At 55.6% G+C, this 19,444-nt stretch carries 17 protein-coding genes and 1 tRNA gene; 12 read left to right on the forward strand and 6 right to left on the reverse strand.

The window, feature by feature from the left end:
- Positions 1-12: 12 nt before the first annotated feature.
- Both ACFQUU_RS04500 and ACFQUU_RS04505 read right to left on the reverse strand, forming a co-directional pair.
- Positions 13-447, reverse strand: a complete 435-nt coding sequence (locus ACFQUU_RS04500; protein ID WP_382243249.1) for a thioredoxin family protein — start codon at positions 445-447, stop codon at positions 13-15.
- A gap of 91 nt (positions 448-538) precedes the next feature.
- On the reverse strand, positions 539-736 hold the full coding sequence (locus ACFQUU_RS04505) for a YjfB family protein (protein WP_382243252.1): 198 nt from the start codon (positions 734-736) through the stop codon (positions 539-541).
- 78 nt (positions 737-814) lie between these two features.
- On the opposite strand from ACFQUU_RS04505, the gene tsaB reads away from it, so the two are divergent.
- The 4 genes from tsaB to ACFQUU_RS04525 are packed head-to-tail and all read left to right on the forward strand — an operon-like array spanning position 815 to position 3,798.
- Entirely contained in the window at positions 815-1,513 is a 699-nt protein-coding gene (gene tsaB, locus ACFQUU_RS04510; RefSeq protein WP_382243255.1) for a tRNA (adenosine(37)-N6)-threonylcarbamoyltransferase complex dimerization subunit type 1 TsaB, read from the forward strand.
- A complete protein-coding gene (rimI, locus tag ACFQUU_RS04515) occupies positions 1,510-2,001 on the forward strand; it encodes a ribosomal protein S18-alanine N-acetyltransferase (RefSeq protein ID WP_382243258.1) in 492 nt (163 codons plus the stop codon). The genes tsaB and rimI overlap by 4 nt, the downstream gene beginning before the upstream one ends.
- A complete protein-coding gene (locus ACFQUU_RS04520; protein ID WP_382243261.1) occupies positions 1,998-2,840 on the forward strand; it encodes a uracil-DNA glycosylase family protein in 843 nt (280 codons plus the stop codon). The genes rimI and ACFQUU_RS04520 overlap by 4 nt, the downstream gene beginning before the upstream one ends.
- A complete protein-coding gene (locus ACFQUU_RS04525) occupies positions 2,824-3,798 on the forward strand; it encodes a DUF1853 family protein (RefSeq protein ID WP_382243263.1) in 975 nt (324 codons plus the stop codon). Before ACFQUU_RS04520 ends, ACFQUU_RS04525 begins: the two co-directional genes overlap by 17 nt.
- A gap of 210 nt (positions 3,799-4,008) precedes the next feature.
- Here the strand turns inward: ACFQUU_RS04525 and lplT are convergent, their stop codons facing one another.
- On the reverse strand, positions 4,009-5,271 hold the full coding sequence (gene lplT / locus ACFQUU_RS04530) for a lysophospholipid transporter LplT (RefSeq protein WP_382243265.1): 1,263 nt from the start codon (positions 5,269-5,271) through the stop codon (positions 4,009-4,011).
- 157 nt (positions 5,272-5,428) lie between these two features.
- Here lplT and alr point away from each other — a divergent pair, with 157 nt between their 5' ends.
- Positions 5,429-6,505 (forward strand): alanine racemase, encoded by a 1,077-nt coding sequence (gene alr / locus ACFQUU_RS04535; RefSeq protein ID WP_382243268.1) that lies wholly within the window; start codon positions 5,429-5,431, stop codon positions 6,503-6,505.
- Positions 6,506-6,532: 27 nt separating this feature from the next.
- Positions 6,533-7,903 carry a DNA repair protein RadA gene (radA, locus tag ACFQUU_RS04540; RefSeq protein ID WP_057289363.1) on the forward strand — a complete coding sequence of 457 codons (1,371 nt, stop codon included), beginning with the start codon at positions 6,533-6,535 and terminating at the stop codon, positions 7,901-7,903.
- 113 nt (positions 7,904-8,016) lie between these two features.
- Here the strand turns inward: radA and hpnE are convergent, their stop codons facing one another.
- From hpnE to hpnC, 3 genes are read right to left on the reverse strand one after another with little or no spacing between them, the layout of a single operon-like run.
- Positions 8,017-9,321 carry a hydroxysqualene dehydroxylase HpnE gene (hpnE, locus tag ACFQUU_RS04545; protein ID WP_382243273.1) on the reverse strand — a complete coding sequence of 435 codons (1,305 nt, stop codon included), beginning with the start codon at positions 9,319-9,321 and terminating at the stop codon, positions 8,017-8,019.
- Complete coding sequence (gene hpnD, locus ACFQUU_RS04550) at positions 9,321-10,154, reverse strand: presqualene diphosphate synthase HpnD (RefSeq protein ID WP_382243276.1); 834 nt, start codon at positions 10,152-10,154, stop codon at positions 9,321-9,323. Before hpnD ends, hpnE begins: the two co-directional genes overlap by 1 nt.
- A gap of 38 nt (positions 10,155-10,192) precedes the next feature.
- Positions 10,193-11,035, reverse strand: coding sequence for a squalene synthase HpnC (gene hpnC, locus ACFQUU_RS04555; RefSeq protein WP_382243279.1), 843 nt, complete (start codon positions 11,033-11,035; stop codon positions 10,193-10,195).
- A 147-nt stretch (positions 11,036-11,182) separates the two neighbouring features.
- On the opposite strand from hpnC, the gene ACFQUU_RS04560 reads away from it, so the two are divergent.
- The 6 genes from ACFQUU_RS04560 to clpX all read left to right on the forward strand — a co-directional run bounded on the left by ACFQUU_RS04560 (position 11,183) and on the right by clpX (position 19,290).
- Positions 11,183-12,388, forward strand: coding sequence for an efflux RND transporter periplasmic adaptor subunit (locus ACFQUU_RS04560; protein ID WP_382243282.1), 1,206 nt, complete (start codon positions 11,183-11,185; stop codon positions 12,386-12,388).
- On the forward strand, positions 12,385-15,489 hold the full coding sequence (locus tag ACFQUU_RS04565; protein ID WP_382243285.1) for an efflux RND transporter permease subunit: 3,105 nt from the start codon (positions 12,385-12,387) through the stop codon (positions 15,487-15,489). The genes ACFQUU_RS04560 and ACFQUU_RS04565 overlap by 4 nt, the downstream gene beginning before the upstream one ends.
- A gap of 204 nt (positions 15,490-15,693) precedes the next feature.
- A tRNA-Leu gene (locus tag ACFQUU_RS04570) sits at positions 15,694-15,780 on the forward strand.
- Positions 15,781-15,808: 28 nt separating this feature from the next.
- Complete coding sequence (tig, locus tag ACFQUU_RS04575) at positions 15,809-17,158, forward strand: trigger factor (protein WP_382243288.1); 1,350 nt, start codon at positions 15,809-15,811, stop codon at positions 17,156-17,158.
- A 73-nt stretch (positions 17,159-17,231) separates the two neighbouring features.
- Positions 17,232-17,858, forward strand: coding sequence for an ATP-dependent Clp endopeptidase proteolytic subunit ClpP (gene clpP, locus ACFQUU_RS04580; RefSeq protein ID WP_382243291.1), 627 nt, complete (start codon positions 17,232-17,234; stop codon positions 17,856-17,858).
- A 163-nt stretch (positions 17,859-18,021) separates the two neighbouring features.
- The gene (gene clpX, locus ACFQUU_RS04585) at positions 18,022-19,290 is read left to right on the forward strand and encodes an ATP-dependent Clp protease ATP-binding subunit ClpX (protein ID WP_057289356.1); all 1,269 of its coding nucleotides are present in this window, start codon (positions 18,022-18,024) and stop codon (positions 19,288-19,290) included.
- Positions 19,291-19,444: the final 154 nt, after the last annotated feature.

Here is a 19,444-nt window from a genome sequence, read left to right on the forward strand (position 1 = left end):
GCTTGGATTAGTTTAGCTTGCGGCCGCATCCAGCAAGACATGAAGATTGCACACACGCTGCCATGTCTGGCGTTCCGGCGAGGCGATGGATTCTGCCTTCAGTTGTTCATCTGATTTTTCAGACTGTGACCGTACGAGCCGGTCAGCAAGCTTGAGATCGGGTAGCACCGTGCCGAAAAACGCGACAGACTCGCCTTTCTGCATTAGCAAGGTAGGAAAGTTTTCAACGTCGATATCGCCGATGAAATCGGACTGATCCTCGATATCGATCCAGGCGAAACGTTTATCGGGATGCAGCGCAGCCAGCTTTTCAAAACTGGCGCGGTATGCCTGACAAGTGTCGCACCAGGCGGCGCACAGGCAGGCGATGACCCATGCGTCCTGTCCCAACCATTCAGCCAGTTGAGCGCGATTGTTGTTGTCGAGTGTGAAGCCGGTCCAGGACATGGAAGCAGGGCAGCAAGTGCAAGTCGGAATCGGTTGCTATTGTAAGGGAAGCGCGCTGCCGCTGCTCGCGGGATAGTTCGCGCTCCTTACTTCAAGCAGTTGTGTTGACGTTTTGGCCAAGATGCGGCGGCAGATTCTGGCTCGAGACCGAAGGAATCGCTGCCAGCAGAGCAGACGCGTTGTCTGACTGGATATCCATCGCTTTTTTTAACACGGCAACACTGACCGCATCCGTTGTTGCTGTGCTCGACATTGTGGTGGCAATACTGGCGATCGTGGACACGTCCATGGATTTTCCTTTGTCTGATGTTCCGTTATCGGCACGACTTGCCACTTCTTTAGCAGCATTGGCGCGGTAAAATACCGTATGCGTACTATTCTTGCCATCGAAACATCTTCCGAACTTGCCTCTGCGGCCTTGTCGTATCAGGGCGAGGTCATTGCGCGCGATACCAGCGGAGTGCAAACTCATTCCCAGTCCGTACTGCCCATGGTCCAGGGAATCTTGGCCGAAGCCGGAATTTCCCTGGCGCAATGTGACGCGATTGCCTTTGGCGCGGGACCGGGATCGTTTACCGGAGTCAGGACCGCATGCGGCGTTGCGCAAGGCTTGGCCTTCGGAGCGGACCGTCCTGTTGTTCCGGTCAGTACCTTGCAAGCAATGGCCCAAGCCTGCCGCGATGCCACAGGCGCTTCGGACGTGCTGGTATTGCTGGATGCACGTATGGAAGAAGTCTATTGGGCGCAGTATCGCTTTGATAACGGGTGGAAGACTCTCATTGCACCTGCTCTATCGGCTGCCGCGGCCGTTACGCCTGACAGCAAAAATGGTAATGTACAAGCCTGTGGGAACGGGCTTGCCGCGTATGCTTCCGTATTCACCGCCATGCCATTTGCGGCAAGCGGACTCAGCGACATCATGCCGCACGCCGCCCAAATTGCGGTGCTGGCTCAACATGAATTTTCGATGGGGCACGCCGTCCATGCCCGCGATGCCCAGCCGGTTTACCTGCGCAACAAGGTTGCGCTGACTACGGCCGAACGTGCCGCAAAGGTCCACGCATGAGTGCCGTGTACAAGGTGACGGCGCAATCTCCCGCTTTATCCAGCCTGCGATTTGCGCCGATGCAGATGAACGATATTCCCGACGTGCTGGCCATTGAAAACGATGTCTATCCACATCCATGGACACGTGGAAATTTTCTTGATTCGCTATACAACGGTTACGAAACCTGGACTTTGCGTGAAGAGTCCGGTCCGCTCGCCGGTTATTTTTTACTGATGATGGCGGTTGATGAAGCCCATCTGCTTAACATCAGTGTGCGCCGCGACCTGCATGGTCAGGGCGTGGGCCGCATGCAACTCGACAAGGTGGTCCAGCGCGCACAGGAAAACGGAATGCAATCTGTCCTTCTTGAAGTCAGACCATCCAACCAGCGCGCCCTGGCCGTTTACCAACGTTATGGCTTTCTTGAAATTGGTCGGCGCAAAGGCTACTATCCGGCCGCGAACGGGACGCGAGAAGACGCCATCGTCATGAGGTTCCATTTATGAGCAGTAACGCGGGCCGCCGTGCGGTCTTTCTGGATGAAATGGGTGTTGGGCCACTCTGGACGCGTCGCGATGCACATGTCGGAGGAGCCGAGGACACGGCCGCTTCAGCAAATGCAAACTCATCCGATACAGGAACCACGGCTGACCAGTCTCGCACAGATCCGACCATAGCGATGCCGCCAACGGTCAACATGGACGATCTGCCATGGACCGACGTGCAACTCGATGGGCCACCCAAGGCACCGTCCGCACCGGAAGTGGCGCAGATGAACTGGATACAGCTCAAGGCCAGTGTCGCGGGTTGTGTCAAATGCGATTTATGCCAGGGACGAACGCATACCGTTTTTGGCGTCGGCGATGAAAAGGCAAAATGGTTGTTCATTGGCGAAGGGCCCGGTCGCAACGAGGACCTGCAAGGTGAGCCTTTCGTCGGCCAGGCGGGCAAACTGCTCGACAACATGCTGCGAGCCATCGGTCTGCAGCGTGGCCAGAATGCCTACATTGCCAACATTGTTAAATGCCGCCCCACCGACGCCAGTGGCAAGGACCGGCCGCCCACCGCGCAGGAAACCGAAGCCTGTCTTCCCTATCTGGAACGCCAGATCGCATTGATTCAACCAACCGTGCTGGTGGCGCTTGGCAAGACGGCCGCGTTTACCTTGCTTGGGCTGGATCCCGACACACCGGTATCGCGCCTGCGCGGAAAAGTCCATCGCTATGCGGACCGACCTCTGATCGTTACTTACCACCCAGCCTACCTGCTGCGCAACATGCCCGACAAACGCAAAGCCTGGGAAGACCTGAGCCTGGCCATGCAGACCTATGCAGGCGCCGACTGACGTGTCGGCCCAAGGGCCTGAAAGCCACCAGGAACAGTTTCACCGTCGCTGGAATCATCTTGACGACCAGCATGTTCGCACTCTGGCATGGTTGCTGGACGCGCCTGACCTGCTCGATGCGGGTGCAAGGGAGTGGGAAGGGCGGGTTGCCAGCTTCGGGCCTGTCGAGGTATCAACTACGCAGTGGCTTAGTACGCTCGACCAATCTCCTCAGCCTCTGCATGACTATTTGGGCAAACATCCTTTTGCGCGACTTGGGCGCTATGCAGAACAGTTGGTCGCCTTTTATCTTGCACATTGCGATTTGCTGTTCGCCCACGGCGTGCAAGTACGTGCCGGCAAGAACGATACGATAGGCGAATTCGATTTCCTGCTGCGTCGCGACGATGCACTGATACATTGGGAATTTGCCACCAAGCTGTATCTGCTTGAAGCCAATGGACACGGCCAGCAGGCCGACTATTTTGTCGGTCCCAACCTTGCCGATACCCTGGGCGCAAAAGTGCGCAAAATCATGGACCAGCAGTTGGCATTGTCACAGCATCCCGCTGCGCAGGCCCATCTGCCGTTACCGATCGCAGCCGCCCAGGCTCTGGTAAAAGGGTGGCTGTTCTATCAGGGGCGAACACCCTTGCCAGCGCATCCACCAGGCATCTCTGCCGCGCATTGCCGGGGTTTCTGGTGCGCTCTCAAGGATGTCGAAAAGCTCGATGCCGTCCATTACCTGGTACTGCCAAGACTGTCCTGGCTGGCCCCAGCGAAAGCAACTGAGGAAAAGGTACTCGACCGTGCCGGATTACGTAAGGTGCTTGAGGAACATTTTTTAGGGAATGCATCGCCGGTCCTGGTCGCCTTGCTAACCCCGCAAGGCAAGTGGCTGCTGGAGAAGGATCGGGGGTTTATCGTGCCCGATGACTGGCAAAGCCGGGCGGAAGTGCGTATCAGACGGATGGCCTGAGCGACACTCTGTGCTTTCACCGTGACCCTTATAAAGGGGCCAACAAGTCTTCTTAGAGCGGATTTTACATTGGTGTGCGGGGAAGCGGCTCGTTTTGGCGTGCAGGGCAAGGCGCGCGGAGCGCTGTGTGGCGGGCCACACAAGCGACAAGCAACGCTGCCCTGCGCGTCAAAACGAGCCGAGGCGACAGTACACTAATATGAAATCCCTCTAATGCTTGTGCTCGCCAATCAGCGCGAGCGAGTCATGCTCCCGCTGATTGGCCGCATGCTTGCGCATGGCGAGGAACATGGTGCCCGAGACGAAGAGGCCGAACAACACAATAACGATGTTGATGTCGAGATTCAGCTTCACCATCAGCGCATACAGCATCAGCATGGTGAGAACAGACAGGTTCTCGTTAAAGTTTTGTACAGCGATCGAATGTCCAGCACTTAACAGCACGTGTCCACGATGTTGCAGCAAGGCGTTCATTGGTACGACAAAGTAACCAGACAATACACCTACCAGGATCAGCAAGGGATAAGCAAACCAGACGGAATGCACCAGGGTCATTGCGATCACGATCAGGCCCATTGCAACGCCGAGCGGCATGACGCTGAGTGAGCGCTTCAGTGGCACAAAGCGTGCAGCAGCGGTAGCGCCCACAGCAACACCCACGGCAAACACTCCCTGCAGAATTGCTGCCTTGTCGAGCGGCATATTGAGGGATTTTTCAGCCCATTTCAGCACGATAAACTGCAAGGTCGCTCCGGCGCCCCAGAACAGAGTGGTGACGGCCAGGGAAATCTGCCCGAGCTTGTCTTTCCATAGCGTGGTAAAGCAGACAGAAAAATCGACAATCAGCTTGATGGGGTTACGTTCCTGATGCGGATAGCGTGCGCCAGTATCGGGAATTTTCAGATTAAAGCCTGCGGCGACGAAATAGGTCACCATGATGACTGACAGTGCGGCTTCCGCTGCAGTATCGATGCCGGTATGGACTAATGGAAAATCGAATGCAAGCAGGGCGTCCGAAATTTGTGTATTGACCAAGGCGCCGCCCATGACGGTGCCAAGGATGATCGACACAACGGTCAAGCCTTCGATCCATCCATTGGCAGCAACCAGTTTTTCAGGCGGCAGCAACTCGGTCAGGATGCCGTACTTGGCGGGCGAGTAAGCCGCTGCGCCGAAACCAACGACCGCATAGGCAAGAAGGGGATGGACATGGAAGAACATGAGGCCGCAACCCACGATCTTGATCAGGTTGGTCACGAACATGACCCGACCTTTTGGCAGCGAATCCGCAAAGGCGCCGACGAACGCGGCCAACAATACATATGACAGCACAAAAAACAATTTCAGCATCGGCGTCATCCATGCCGGAGCCTTCATACTTGTAAGGAGTGCAATTGCTGCGATCAGGAGAGCATTGTCGGCGAGCGATGAAAAAAATTGCGCCGCCATGATGGTGTAAAAACCGCGATTCATCCGCATATTGAGGTGTACCCGTGTTTCCCGTATGTCTCCGGCTTGCTTTATACCATGAAAATATCGGCCAGAAGCGGATTTGATGACCGGCGTCAATAAGCCCTCCGGTAAAATGTGGCGTCGCAGTAGTGCAATTTTGTTTCCGTTGATTACATATATGCCTAGACCGCTTGTCGCAACTATTCATTCCTCAGCATTGCGTCACAATCTTTCCGTCGCTCGAAACGCCGCGCCGCAATCCAAGGTATGGGCCATCGTCAAAGCGAATGCCTATGGCCATGGACTAGCTCGCGGCATGCGCGCATTCTCGCAGGCGGACGGTCTGGGACTGATCGAAGTCGATGCTGCCTTGCGACTGCGCGACATGGGCTGGACCAAGCAGGTTCTGTTGCTGGAAGGATTCTTTGATGAGTCCGATTTGCCCGAACTGGCGATGCATGATATCCAGTTTGCTATCCATTGCAGTGAGCAAATCGATATGCTTGCCAAGGCAGTGCTGCCATCAACTGTTCATGTGCATCTGAAAATGAACAGTGGGATGAACCGGCTCGGCTTTGTGGCTGAAAAGCTGCACGACGCTTACCGACGCTTGAGAGCCATCCCGCAGGTCAGGCAGATCACACTGATGACGCACTTCGCCAATGCGGACGATAGTAATAATGCGCATATGCCGCTTGCCGAACAGGTCAGGCGCTTTCATTCGGCGACGCAAGGGCTGGTCGGCGAACGCAGTCTTGCAAATTCCGCCGCGGTATTGAGTCATCCCGATGTGGCGGCGGACTGGGTCCGACCAGGAATCATGCTGTACGGCGCAACCCCGGGCGGCAAGACCGCTGTCGAATTTGGCTTGCAAGCCGCCATGACACTTAAAAGTGAAATTATTGGCATGCAAACAATCAAGCCCGGAGATGCCATCGGTTACGGCAGCCGTTTCGTTGCTGAAAAGGCCATGACCATCGGGGTGGTGGCCTGCGGTTATGCCGACGGCTACCCACGTCATGCGCCGGCAGGTACCCCTGCCATGGTCGATGGCATCCGCACCCGAATTGTCGGTCGGGTATCGATGGACATGCTCAACGTGGATATTACCGATGTACCCGGTGCACATGTAGGCAGCAAGGTTGAACTCTGGGGGAAACATGTGCCGATCGATGAGGTCGCGAATGCCGCCGGAACGATAGGCTATGAGCTGATGTGCGCGGTTGCGCCACGTGTAGCCGTTGTCGAAGACTAAACCAGCAGATAAAGCAGCTTAATAAATATGGCTAAACAGAAAACCAATTACACCTGTACCGAATGTGGTGGCGTGAGCAGTAAATGGGCTGGTCAGTGCCCTTCATGCGGGCAGTGGAACACACTCGTCGAAACCGTCGTCGAAAGCGCCGGAAACCGTTTTTCCGGTCAGCATCAGGGGCTGGCACAGACCTCGCCGGTACTGAGCCTGGCGGACATTGAAGCGATCGACGTGCCGCGTTTCGGCACTGGCATTGAAGAATTCGACCGCGTGCTTGGCGGCGGGCTTGTTCCCGGTGGTGTTGTACTGATTGGCGGTGATCCCGGTATCGGCAAGTCGACCTTGCTGCTGCAAGCGCTTGCCAATATGTCAAAGATCAAGAAGACTCTGTACGTCAGTGGTGAGGAATCCGGTTCGCAGATTGCCTTGCGTGCAAAGCGCCTTGCGGTCGACGCAAAGGATTTGCAGCTACAGGCCGAGATCCAGCTTGAAAAAATTCTCAATACGCTGGCCGAGCATAAGCCGCAGGTAGCGGTGATCGACTCGATACAGACAATCTATTCGGATGCACTGACGTCGGCGCCGGGCTCGGTTGCCCAGGTGCGTGAATGTGCAGCACAACTGACCCGGGTTGCCAAACAATCGGATATCACCATCATCATGGTTGGCCATGTCACCAAAGAGGGTGCATTGGCCGGTCCGCGCGTGCTGGAGCATATCGTCGATACCGTGCTGTATTTCGAAGGCGATACGCATTCGAGCTTCCGCCTGGTGCGTGCATTCAAGAATCGCTTCGGCGCGGTCAATGAACTGGGCGTGTTCGCGATGACGGAAAAAGGACTCAAGGGCGTGTCCAATCCATCAGCCTTGTTCTTGTCCCAACATGACAATCAGGTCCCTGGTTCCTGCGTGATGGTTACCCAGGAAGGCACCCGGCCTCTGCTTGTTGAAATTCAGGCGCTGGTCGATACCTCACATGTGCCGAATGCACGACGCTTGTCGGTCGGTCTTGAGCAAAACCGTCTTGCCATGCTGCTTGCGGTGCTGCACAGGCATGCATCAATAGCTGCCTTCGATCAGGACGTCTTTATCAATGCGGTAGGTGGCGTCAAGATTACGGAACCGGCTGCCGACCTCGCGGTATTGCTGGCAATTCATTCGTCGATGCGCAACAAGCCTTTGCCGCGTGGCCTGGTGGTCTTCGGGGAAGTAGGTCTTGCGGGAGAAATCCGTCCTGCACCACGTGGCCAGGAGCGCTTGCGCGAAGCCGCCAAGCTTGGTTTTTCCATAGCGTTGATACCGAAGGCGAACGCACCCAAGCAAAGTATTGAAGGCTTGAAGGTCATCGGGGTGGAGCGTATTGATGAAGCACTCAATCGGGTAAGGGATGAGGTTTAGCCAGGTACCGAAAAGTCCTTGCGATGTGCGTCCTGCTAGCTTGAGTGAGTGATTCGTAGGATCCGTGCCACCCGCGCCAATCACTGTCGCAGGACAACACGGATCAAGCTAACCTAACCCAGTTTGATTGCCCGACCGGCCTGCACACCGCTGCGCACTGCCGCTTCAAGCGTAGCCGGGTAATCGCTGGCAGTATAATCGCCTGCCAGTACCAGGCCATCAAGTCCAGTAACGTTCGGCGGGCGTTGCAGTCCGGGCGTACACGAAAAGGTCGCACGTTTTTCCGATATCACTTTTGTCCACTGTGGAGTTGACAGTGCAGGGCGTGCGAATACCTCGGCAAGGTGCCGTGCAATCGAATCTGCAAGGACATCGTGTCCCATTGCAATCGCTTCTGTTGAAGTACTGACGACAACTGCCAGCAAGCCAGCCTGTGCTGCATCGAGTTGACCGCGGTCGAACACGAATTGACCCCATCGCTTCAAGCGGGCATCGTCTACCAATGCATAGAAAGCATGGTCCAGCGCTACGCCAGGATCGTACTGCAGATAGCAGGTTGTGATTGGCTCATAGTTGAATGCTTCCAACTCGACGGTATCGATCAGGCCGTTCAGGAGCCGTGCCGCTTGCGCAGCGGGAATTGCTACCACCGTTGCGTCAAATTCTTCTTTAATATCCTGCACCGAGACGGCCCATCTCCTTCCTTCGGTGTGCAAGCCGGTCACCATGCTGCCGCAGACAATCCGCCCGCCATGGGCTTCAATATGGTGCGCCGCCTTGGTCGGAAAAAGTCTGCTGAGATCCACCTTGGGAATGAGCATGTCGGATGCAGCGCGACGTGCGCCAAGGCTGTCCCGGAGGACATTGAGAAAGACCTGCGCGGAAGCGCGTTCCGGTGGCGTATTCAAGGCCGCGATGCATAACGGACGCCACATCAGTTGCACAAGCGTAGCGGTCTGATCGAAGCGATTCAGTAGTTCGCTCACACTGCAATCCGTGTTTATCCGCCAGTCCATCCAGCGCGCCGTCGTCGAAAACCGTGCTAGCGAAAGTTTGTCCTCGCGCCGCAAACCCTTCGCCCTGAATAATCCGGCCAGCATATGCAGAGGAGCAGGCAAACGTGGTGTGACAAAGTCCATCCCACTGCCGTTCGGGTAGCGCATTTGCAGGGGCAGGTGAAGCAATGTGTCATTGGTGTCGACGCCGACGCGTTTGAGCAGCTTAAGCGTTTCACTGTAGGCGCCAAGAAGGATGTGCTGGCCGTTGTCCAGCGGGACTCCATTCACCTCGACCATGCGGGCACGCCCACCCAGGTTACGCGCAGACTCGAACAAGGTGACCGTAGCGCCGCGATCAGCCAGCTCCACCGCAGCCGCGCAACCGGCCCAGCCACCGCCAATAACCGCAACCTTATGCATCAGCCGCGCACATAGGTTTTCCACGCCAGCCACAACTTGCGAATTGGCGTCAGTGAGGTTTTCTGCTCCAGCACATGGAAATTGTCACGCTCGATTTCGTCCAGCAGAGCGCGGTAGATTGACGCCATGATCAAGCCTGGACGCTGAGCACGCCGGTCCTCGGCGGGGAGCAGAGCAAAAGCTTCTTCGTACAAGGTCTTGGCACGGGTGGCCTGGAAACGCATCAGCTTTTCAAAGTTTTCGCTGTGCCGTGCATTGAGAATATCGGCAGCGGTTACGTTGAACTGCTGGAGTTCGCTGACAGGCAAATAAATACGGCCTTTGCGCGCGTCTTCACCGACGTCCCGGATGATATTGGTAAGCTGGAATGCCAATCCCAGCTTCTCCGCATATTGCAGCGTCTCGGAGCGCGTCACGCCAAAGATGCTGGCCGACAGGATGCCGACGACGCTGGCGACATGCCAGCAGTAACGCTTAAGCCCTGCATAGTCGAGATAACGTGTCTGATCCAGATCCATTTCCATGCCATCGATGATCGCCTGCAGGTGTTTTCCTTCCAGCGCATACGTGGCCAGATGCGGCTGCAGCGCCTTGGTCACGGGATGAGTCGGCGCGCCATCGAGCATCGCCTGGATTTCACGGCGCCACCAGGCTAGCTTGTTGCGCGCGATGGAAACATCGGTGCATTCATCCACCGTATCGTCTACCTCGCGACAGAACGCGTAAAGCGCAGTGATGGCGCGACGGCGCTCGCTGGGAAGAAACAGAAAGCTGTAGTAAAAGCTCGAGCCGCTTTGGACGGCTTTTTGTTGGCAGTATTCGTCGGGAGACATGAAAAGAGCGTGACTCAGGGTAATCGGAAGCCGCTATGCTAGCCGACATGCGCCATGTGCGACAAACTGATTTTCATGCGGCTGGCCCGCCATAGCATGCAACCCCAGTCGGCGAGACCCAAACGAGGTCGATGGTTGAAAACATCGTAGTCGGCGGCTTCGATACGTTCGAGGATACGTAGTCCACCTTGGACCACCATGCGTAACTCCCAGCCGATGCGGCCGGGCAGGCGTAAGGCGAGCGGGGCGCCTGCCAGCATCAGGGTGCGGGCGCGGCCAACTTCAAATCTCATGAGTTCCTTCCACGCCTGGTTTGTGCTGGCATCTGCAATTTGTCCTTCGGTGACACTGAAGCGGCGCAAATCTTCCAGCGGCAAGTAGATACGCGACTTTTTCCAGTCCACAGCAACGTCTTGCCAGAAATTGATCAATTGCAGCGAAGAACAGATGGCATCGGAATCGCGAAGATTGCGCGCATCGGCCGCGGCATACAACTCCAGCATCAGCGTCCCTACCGGATTGGCGGAACGTCGACAATAATCTAGAAGGTCCTGGAAGCTTTCATACCGCACCGTGACCACGTCCTGCTTGAATGCGGACAACAGATCGTAAAAGGGCTGCATCGACAGACGGTATTGCCGGACAACACGCGCCAATTTATGAAATAGCGGTGGAAGATCGGGGCGCTCGGCTTCTATGCCAATGAGCCCCTCTTCATAAGCATGCAATGCCGCAAGACGCTCATCGGGCGTGGCGTCTCCCTCATCGGCAATATCATCCGCGCTTCGCGCAAAGGCATAAATCGCTTCGACGGCAGGACGCAAACGGCGGGGCAGGAGCACCGACGCCACGGGAAAGTTTTCATAATGTTCAACTGGCATGGCACTCTAATTGACCAAAAAGTCATATGCAACGGCAAACGATCTGCTTATAATTACTAACCGCTCGGTCAGTAAAAAATTGATTACAGGAAATGCCGCAGCTACCCCAGGCAATTCAGTAATAGCCCGAATACTAAAGGAAAAATCGTGGCCGCTTTGACAAATGGACGCCAAATGACACCTCATGAATTCACATTCGGCCGGGCTGCGCTGGTCGCTTGTACCGTGCTGGCACTACTCACCGGTTGTTCCAAGCCTGTAGAAAAAACCGAGGATATCCGTCCGGTAAGGACTATTCAGGTCGCCGCTGACAATGTCGATGTGGTGGCCGAATTCTCCGGCGATGTTCGGGCGCGCTACGAGTCCAGGCTTGGGTTCCGCGTTGGAGGCAAAATCGTGTCCCGTAAGGTCGATGTCGGGACCGTGGTCAAGCGTGGTCAGTTGCTGATGCAACTGGATCCTCAGGATCTGAAACTCGCCCAGGCACAGGCAAATGCCGGCCTGCAGGCGGCCGAAAGCAACCGTGACCTGGCCAGGGCCGAGTTGAAACGTTACCAGGATTTGCGTGAAAAGAATTTCGTGAGCCAAGCCGTTCTGGACAGCAAGCAAACCGCCTTCAAGGCCGCTCAGGCCAGTTATGACCAGGCGCTCGCCGCATACCGCAACCAGTCCAATCAGGCTGGTTATTCGGCATTGATTGCTGACGTTGACGGCGTTGTCACCAGTATTGATGCTGAAACCGGACAGGTTGTTTCCGCCGGGACGCCAGTCGTGCGCGTTGCGCAACTGGGTGACAAGGAAATTGTGATCGGCATACCCGAAGATAGGGTTGACGCATTACGCAGGGTCAGCGATGTGCGCGTGCGGACATGGGCCAAGCCTGACGTCATCATTCCGGGCAAGGTTCGTGAGGTCTCTCCGGTTGCTGATACGGCGACGCGTACCTACACAGCCAAAGTATCCATTCCCGAGTCTGCGGATGTGAAACTCGGCATGACCGCCTATGTTTCTTTCGCAGAAAAGAGCGCCAATCCGGCCATCAAGCTGCCGATGACTGCGCTGCACAGGGACAAAGCCAATACTGCAGTGTGGATAGTCGAAAATGGCACTGTCAAGCTGGTGCCTGTACAAATCGCCGGTTCTGTTGGCAATGACATTCTGGTGGCTGGCGGTGTCGCCCCCGGGCAGACGGTTGTGACCGCAGGCGTCAACTTGTTGCAACCAGGGCAAAAGGTCAAGATACTTGGCGAAGAGGTTGCACTTGCCGAACGCCAGACGCAAGCCAAGCCGGCTGCCACACTGCCGGCCGTTGAGCAGGGAGCTAATGCCCAAGCAGGAGGAGCGACCAAATGAAGGGTGGCTTCAACCTGTCGCGGTGGGCGCTCGAGCATATCCCGCTTACCCGTTATCTGATCGTTGCTTTGCTGATCGGCGGCATCATGAGTTACGGCCGTCTCGGCCAGGACGAGGACCCCCCGTTTACCTTCCGTGCCATGGTGGTGCGGGCGATCTGGCCAGGCGCCACCTCGCTGCAGATGGCGGAGCAGGTCACCGACAAGCTGGAAAAGAAGCTGCAGGAAACGCCTTACATCGACAAAATTCGCAGTTATTCGAAGCCGGGTGAAACACTCATCATTCTGCAGCTGCGTGAATCAACGCCGCCGAAAGACGTTCCGGGCGCGTGGTACCAGGTCCGCAAGAAGATAGGCGATATTCGCAACACCTTGCCGGCCGGAGTTCTCGGTCCATTCTTCAACGACGAATTCGGCGACACCTACGGTTCGATCTTCGCCGTATCCGGCGACGGCTTCAATTACGCAGAGGTCAAGGACTACGCCGACTTCGTACGACAGCAGTTCTTGCAAGTGCCCTCGGTATCCAAGGTCGAAATGTTCGGCGTGCAGGACGAAAAGATCAACATCGAGTTTTCGCACAAAAAATTCGCCCAGCTCGGGATTCCCTTCGAATCGATAGTCAATCAGCTGAACGCGCAAAACTCGGTGGAGTCTACCGGCGTACTTGTCACCCCGACCGACAATCTGCAAGTCCGCGTGACGGGCGCCATGAAGTCACCGAAGGATTTCGAATCGCTGGAATTACGAGCCAATGGAACGACCTTCCGCCTGGGCGATTTTGCGAAAGTGAAGCGCGAGTACAAGGATCCGCCGCAGGACAAGATGCGTTTCAATGGCAAGGAAGTTATCGGCCTCGGCATTTCCATGGAAAAGGGCGGTGACATCATCCAGCTCGGGGAAAATCTGGAAAAGACTGTTGGCGATCTCAAGGCCAAGCTCCCGGTAGGTATTGAGTTGCAGCGCGTCTCGGACCAGCCAAAAGCGGTAACGTCTTCAGTCCATGAATTTCTGCAGACATTGGCGGAAGCAGTTCTGATCGTGCTCGCCGTCAGCTTCGTCGCGCTCGGCCTGCACACCAAACCTTTACGCCTCGACGTGAGGCCCGGCCTCGTGGTGGCACTGACCATACCGTTGGTACTGGCCATCACTTTCCTGTTCATGAGTATCCTCAGTATCGATCTGCACAAGATCTCGCTCGGCGCGCTGATCATTGCTCTCGGCCTGCTGGTCGATGATGCCATCATCGCCGTTGAAATGATGGTGCGGAAAATGGAAGAAGGCTTCTCGCGCTTCGACGCGGCGACCTTTGCCTATACGTCGACCGCGATGCCGATGCTGACCGGAACCCTGATTACCGCTGCTGGCTTCCTGCCAATTGGTCTTGCCAAGTCGGCAGCGGGAGAATATACCTTTTCGATGTTTTCCGTAAACGCACTGGCGCTGATCATTTCATGGTTCGTGGCTGTCCTGTTCACACCGTACATCGGGTACATACTGCTTAAGGTGAAACCTTCCTCGCACGCGGACGGTCAGCATGAATTGTTCGACAGTCCGTTTTACTCGCGCTTCCGGCGTGTGGTCAACTGGTGCGTGGAATGGCGCAAGACGACGATTCTGCTGACTCTGGGCGTATTTGCACTCGGTATCGTCGGATTCCGTGTCATCGAGCAGCAGTTCTTCCCTGATTCGAGCAGGCCGGAGCTCATGGTCGAACTCTGGATGCCGGAAGGTAGTGCGTTTGCCGCTACCGAGGCACAGGCGAAGAAGTTTGAAAGCTTTATTCGCAAGCAAGATGGTGTTGAAAGCATTACCACCTACGTCGGTACCGGCAGTCCGCGTTTCTACCTGCCGCTGGATCAGATTTTCCCGCAGACGAACGTCTCGCAAGTCGTCGTGCTGGCGAAGGATTTGAAGGCAAGGGAAGCCCTTCGATTGAAAATTGTCGATGTCTTCAAGAATGATTTTCCGGGTGTGCGAGGGCGCGTCAAACTGCTGCCAAACGGGCCTCCGGTACCGTATCCGGTCCAGTTCCGCGTCACCGGTTATGAAGTCGATAAGGTGCGTGCAATCGCCGATCAGGTCAAGGAAGTCATGCGCGTCAACCCGAATGCAGTCGGCGTCAATGACAACTGGAACGAATCGGTCAAGGTATTGCGACTCGATCTCGACCAGGACAAGCTGCGCGCCCTTGGGCTGAGTTCACAAACTGTGATGCGTGCCGCAAATACTGTTCTCACCGGAACGACAATTGGTCAGTATCGCGAGGACAACAAGCTGATCGATGTCGTGGTCCGCCAGCCGGTGGAAGAGCGCTCGACAATTACTGCGCTGAACGAGGCCAGCCTCCAAACTCCCAGCGGCAGGGCGATTCCCTTGTCGCAAGTGGCGCGTGTCCAGTTCGTGTGGGAGCCGGGCGTTGTCTGGCGCGAGGGAAGGGAATGGGCGATCACCGTGCAGTCCGATGTCGTGGATGGCATTCAGGGACCAACCGTGTCGAGCCAGATCAGTCCACAACTCGACAAGCTGCGTGCTGCTCTGCCTGCCGGTTACCGCATCGAGCTTGCCGGTGCCGCGGCTGACAGCGGCAAGGCGCAGGAATCGATTGCGGCCAACGTCCCACTGGTAATTTTTATCATCTTCACACTGCTAATGCTACAGCTGCATAGCTTTTCGCGTGCTTTGCTGGTTTTTCTTACCGGACCCTTGGGCGTGGCTGGCGCAGCGATGGCCTTGCTGCTTTTGCAGCGTCCCTTCGGTTTTGTCGCGCAGCTTGGTGTAATTGCATTGTTCGGTATGATCATCCGGAATTCGGTCATCCTGATCGACCAGATCGAGCATGACATCCGCGAAGGCATGCCGCCATGGAATGCCATCGTGGAATCCGCGGTACGCAGGTTCCGACCGATCATTCTGACCGCTGCGGCAGCTGTACTGGCGATGATTCCCCTGTCACGGTCCGTGTTCTGGGGCCCGATGGCGGTGGCCATCATGGGCGGGCTGATCATTGCGACTGCGCTGACCTTGCTATTCTTGCCGGCGCTATATGCCGCATGGTTCCGCGTGAAGAAACCAGAGCCTGAAGTTGCGGTGATTCCGTAAAAGGACAGGGGCCGCAAAGCGGTCCCTGTCTGGATGTACTTGCAGGACTCATGAAAAATCGGGACAGCCGGACCAAAAATCCAGTAAAATGCCGGGTTGAAGTTGAAGAGCTACTAACAATGGCATTTTAGGGCGACCAGATATTCACTTCATGGTCGCCCTTTGCTTTTGTGCAAAACATCGCGAATCAGCAAGCAAATTCCCGCGAGGATGGCGAAATTGGTAGACGCACCAGGTTTAGGTCCTGACGCCAGCAATGGTGTGGGGGTTCGAGTCCCCCTCCTCGCACCACAGAATATTTATTTTTTGGACGATTCACATGGCAACTGCAGTCGAAACTTTGGAAAAACTCGAGCGCCGCATCACCATCACAGTGCCGCTGGCCGACGTACAGGCAGAAGTGGAAAAGCGCCTGAAAATCCGCGCTCGCACAGCGAAGGCACCTGGCTTCCGTCCAGGCAAAGTACCGATGAAGATGGTCGCCCAGCAGTACGGCTACCAGGTTGAGACCGAAGTGTTGAATGATAAGGTCGGCCGCGCATTCAGTGAAGCCGCGAGCGAGAACAACTTGCGTGTTGCCGGTTATCCGCGTATCGAGCCGAAGAATAGCGAAGGCGCCGCTGAAGGCACAGTCGCATTTGACGCGACCTTCGAAGTCTATCCCGAAGTGAAGATCGGCGATCTCGCTAGCGCTGAAGTCGAAAAGGTCACAAGCGAAGTGACCGACGCCGAGATCGACAAGACTATCGACATTCTGCGCAAGCAGCGCGTCCACTACCATACTAAAGGCGAGCAAGGCGCGCATGGCGATGGTGGTGCAGACCAGTCCGCACAGAACGGCGATCGCGTCACCGTCGACTTCGTCGGCAAGATTGACGGCGTCGAGTTCCAGGGCGGCAAGGCGGAAGACTATGCCTTTGTCCTGGGCGAAGGCCGCATGCTTCCTGAGTTCGAATCCGCAGCGATCGGTTTGAAAGTTGGCGAGTCCAAGACTTTCCCATTGCCGTTCCCGGAGGACTATCATGGTAAGGACGTAGCAGGTAAGACTGCCGAGTTCACCATCACCATGAAGAAAATCGAATGGGCGCACATGCCGGAAGTCGATTCTGAATTCGCGAAATCGCTCGGCATCGAAGACGGCGACCTGAACAAAATGCGTCAGGACATCAAATCCAACCTCGAGCGTGAAGTCAAAGGTCGTGCCAAGGCCAAGACCAAGGACAGCGTGATGAACGCACTGATCGCCGCTGCCGAACTCGACGTGCCGAAGGCACTGGTCGACCAGGACGTCGAGCGCCTGATCGAAATGGCACGCCAGGACATGGCGCAACGTGGCATGAATGTCAAGGATATGCCGTTCCCGCCGGAACTGTTCACCGCGCAGGCAGAACGTCGCGTCCGCCTCGGCCTGATTCTGGCTGAAGTGGTGAAGGAGAATAAACTTGAAGCGACGCAAGACCAAGTCAAGGCACAAGTGGAAGAATTTGCACAAAGCTATGAAGATCCGCAGCAAGTGCTGAAGTTCTACTACAGCGACCGTCGTCGTCTTGCTGAAGTGGAGGCTCTTGTTTTGGAAGAAAACGTCGTTAACTACGTACTTGGCAAGGCGAAGGTTACCGAGAAGTCGGTAGGCTTCGACGAATTGATGGGCAATAACGCGCAAGGCTGAAACGGGTAAGGGATGGGCATGCCCATCCCTCGTTAAAATGTCCGCTCTCTTGCGCACTCCTTAAGGAAAGCACATGTCAGGCATGATTAAAAATTCGGCACTCGATACTGAAATGCTCGGTATGGTGCCGATGGTGATTGAACAGAGCGGCCGCGGTGAGCGCGCGTATGACATCTACTCCCGCCTGCTGAAAGAGCGTGTCATTTTCCTGGTAGGTCCGGTCAACGACCAGTCAGCTAACCTGATCGTCGCTCAATTGCTGTTCCTCGAGAGCGAAAATCCGGACAAGGATATCTCGCTGTATATTAACTCCCCAGGTGGCTCCGTATCTGCCGGCATGGCGATTTACGATACGATGCAGTTCATCAAACCAGACGTTTCGACCTTGTGTACCGGCCTGGCCGCGTCCATGGGCGCGTTCCTGCTGGCTGCCGGCGCCAAGGGCAAGCGTTTCTCGTTGCCGAATTCGCGGATCATGATCCACCAGCCGCTGGGCGGAGCCCAGGGACAGGCCAGCGACATTGAAATCCAGGCACGTGAAATTCTCTATCTGCGCGAGCGACTGAACGGCATTCTGGCGGAAAAAACTGGTCGGAGCGTGGAACAAATCAGCAAGGATACAGACAGAGATAATTTCATGTCTGCTGCGGAAGCGGCCGATTATGGCATGATTGACAAGGTGTTGACCAATCGGGCCTGACACCACTCGTCCAAGCGAAAAACGCCCGGGCGGTCATGCGTTCGGGCGTTTCGTTCTTCTGGCGACGAATTCCCCTCAGAATTCTCAAATTATTGAGCGGCGTCGTGACGAACACCGAATTCGCGGGTAATATCGAATCAATTCTCCACCCACACTTTGCTCTATGTCTGACAAAAAATCCTCCAGCGGCGAAAAATTGCTTTACTGCTCCTTCTGCGGTAAGAGCCAACACGAGGTGAAGAAACTTATCGCAGGTCCGTCGGTTTTCATCTGCGACGAGTGCATTGACCTGTGTAACGACATCATTCGCGACGAGGCGTCGAGCATCGAGTCCGTCGCGGGTCCAAAGTCGGATCTCCCGACTCCCCAGGAAATCTTCGAACTTCTCGGACAATATGTTATTGGTCAGGAAACTGCCAAACGCATTTTGTCCGTGGCTGTCTACAACCATTACAAGCGACTCAAGCATCTCGGCAAGAAGGACGACGTTGAACTGGCAAAGAGCAATATTTTGCTGGTCGGTCCCACCGGCTCAGGTAAAACTCTGCTGGCGCAAACACTCGCCCGGATGCTGAATGTGCCTTTCGTCATTGCTGATGCGACCACCTTGACCGAAGCTGGTTATGTTGGCGAAGACGTCGAGAACATCATTCAGAAGTTGCTGCAGAACTGCAACTACGAGGTTGAGAAGGCCCAGAAGGGTATCGTCTACATCGACGAAATCGACAAGATTTCCCGTAAGTCCGACAACCCATCCATTACCCGCGATGTGTCCGGCGAAGGCGTGCAACAGGCATTGCTGAAACTGATCGAAGGGACGATGGCTTCGGTGCCCCCTCAAGGTGGTCGCAAGCATCCGAATCAGGACTTCGTGCAGATAGACACGACAAATATCATGTTTATCTGCGGTGGCGCTTTTGACGGCTTGGCAAAGATTATTTCCAATCGTTCCGAGAAGAGCGGCATTGGCTTCTCGGCCAGCGTAAAAAGCCAGACTGAACGTAATGCGAGCGAGGTATTGCTTGATGCTGAGCCCGAGGATCTGATCAAATTCGGTCTCATTCCGGAGCTGGTTGGACGTCTTCCGGTCGTCGCCACGCTGAGTGAACTAAACGAGGAAGCCTTAATCCAAATCTTGCTTGAACCCAAGAACGCCCTGATCAAGCAGTATGCGAAGCTGCTGCAAATGGAAGGCGCGGAACTTGAAGTTCGGCCAGCAGCATTGCACGCAATTGCCAGAAAGGCGCTTGAACGCAAGACTGGTGCACGCGGCTTGCGCTCTATCCTGGAACATGCGTTGCTCGAGGTGATGTTTGAATTACCGAGTCAGCAAAATGTCGCCAAGGTGGTGATCGATGAGAACACCATCGTTAATGGAGCGAAGCCATTGTTGATCTACCACGAGCAGCCAAAAGTTTCCGGAGCTAAATAATTGAGTATCCGTAACAGGCAACCATGGTTGTAAGCCCGTTTTTTTCCTAGAAGCAGTACAATTTGAATTACAGGAATCACTTCAGGCTTCCACAGTAAAGCCACCCGAGGGAGACTTCGTGTGTGGCTTTTTTTATTAGGAAACCTGAATGTCG

Source organism: Herbaspirillum sp. GCM10030257 (assembly GCF_042666555.1).
In the GTDB taxonomy this organism is placed as follows: domain Bacteria; phylum Pseudomonadota; class Gammaproteobacteria; order Burkholderiales; family Burkholderiaceae_D; genus Noviherbaspirillum.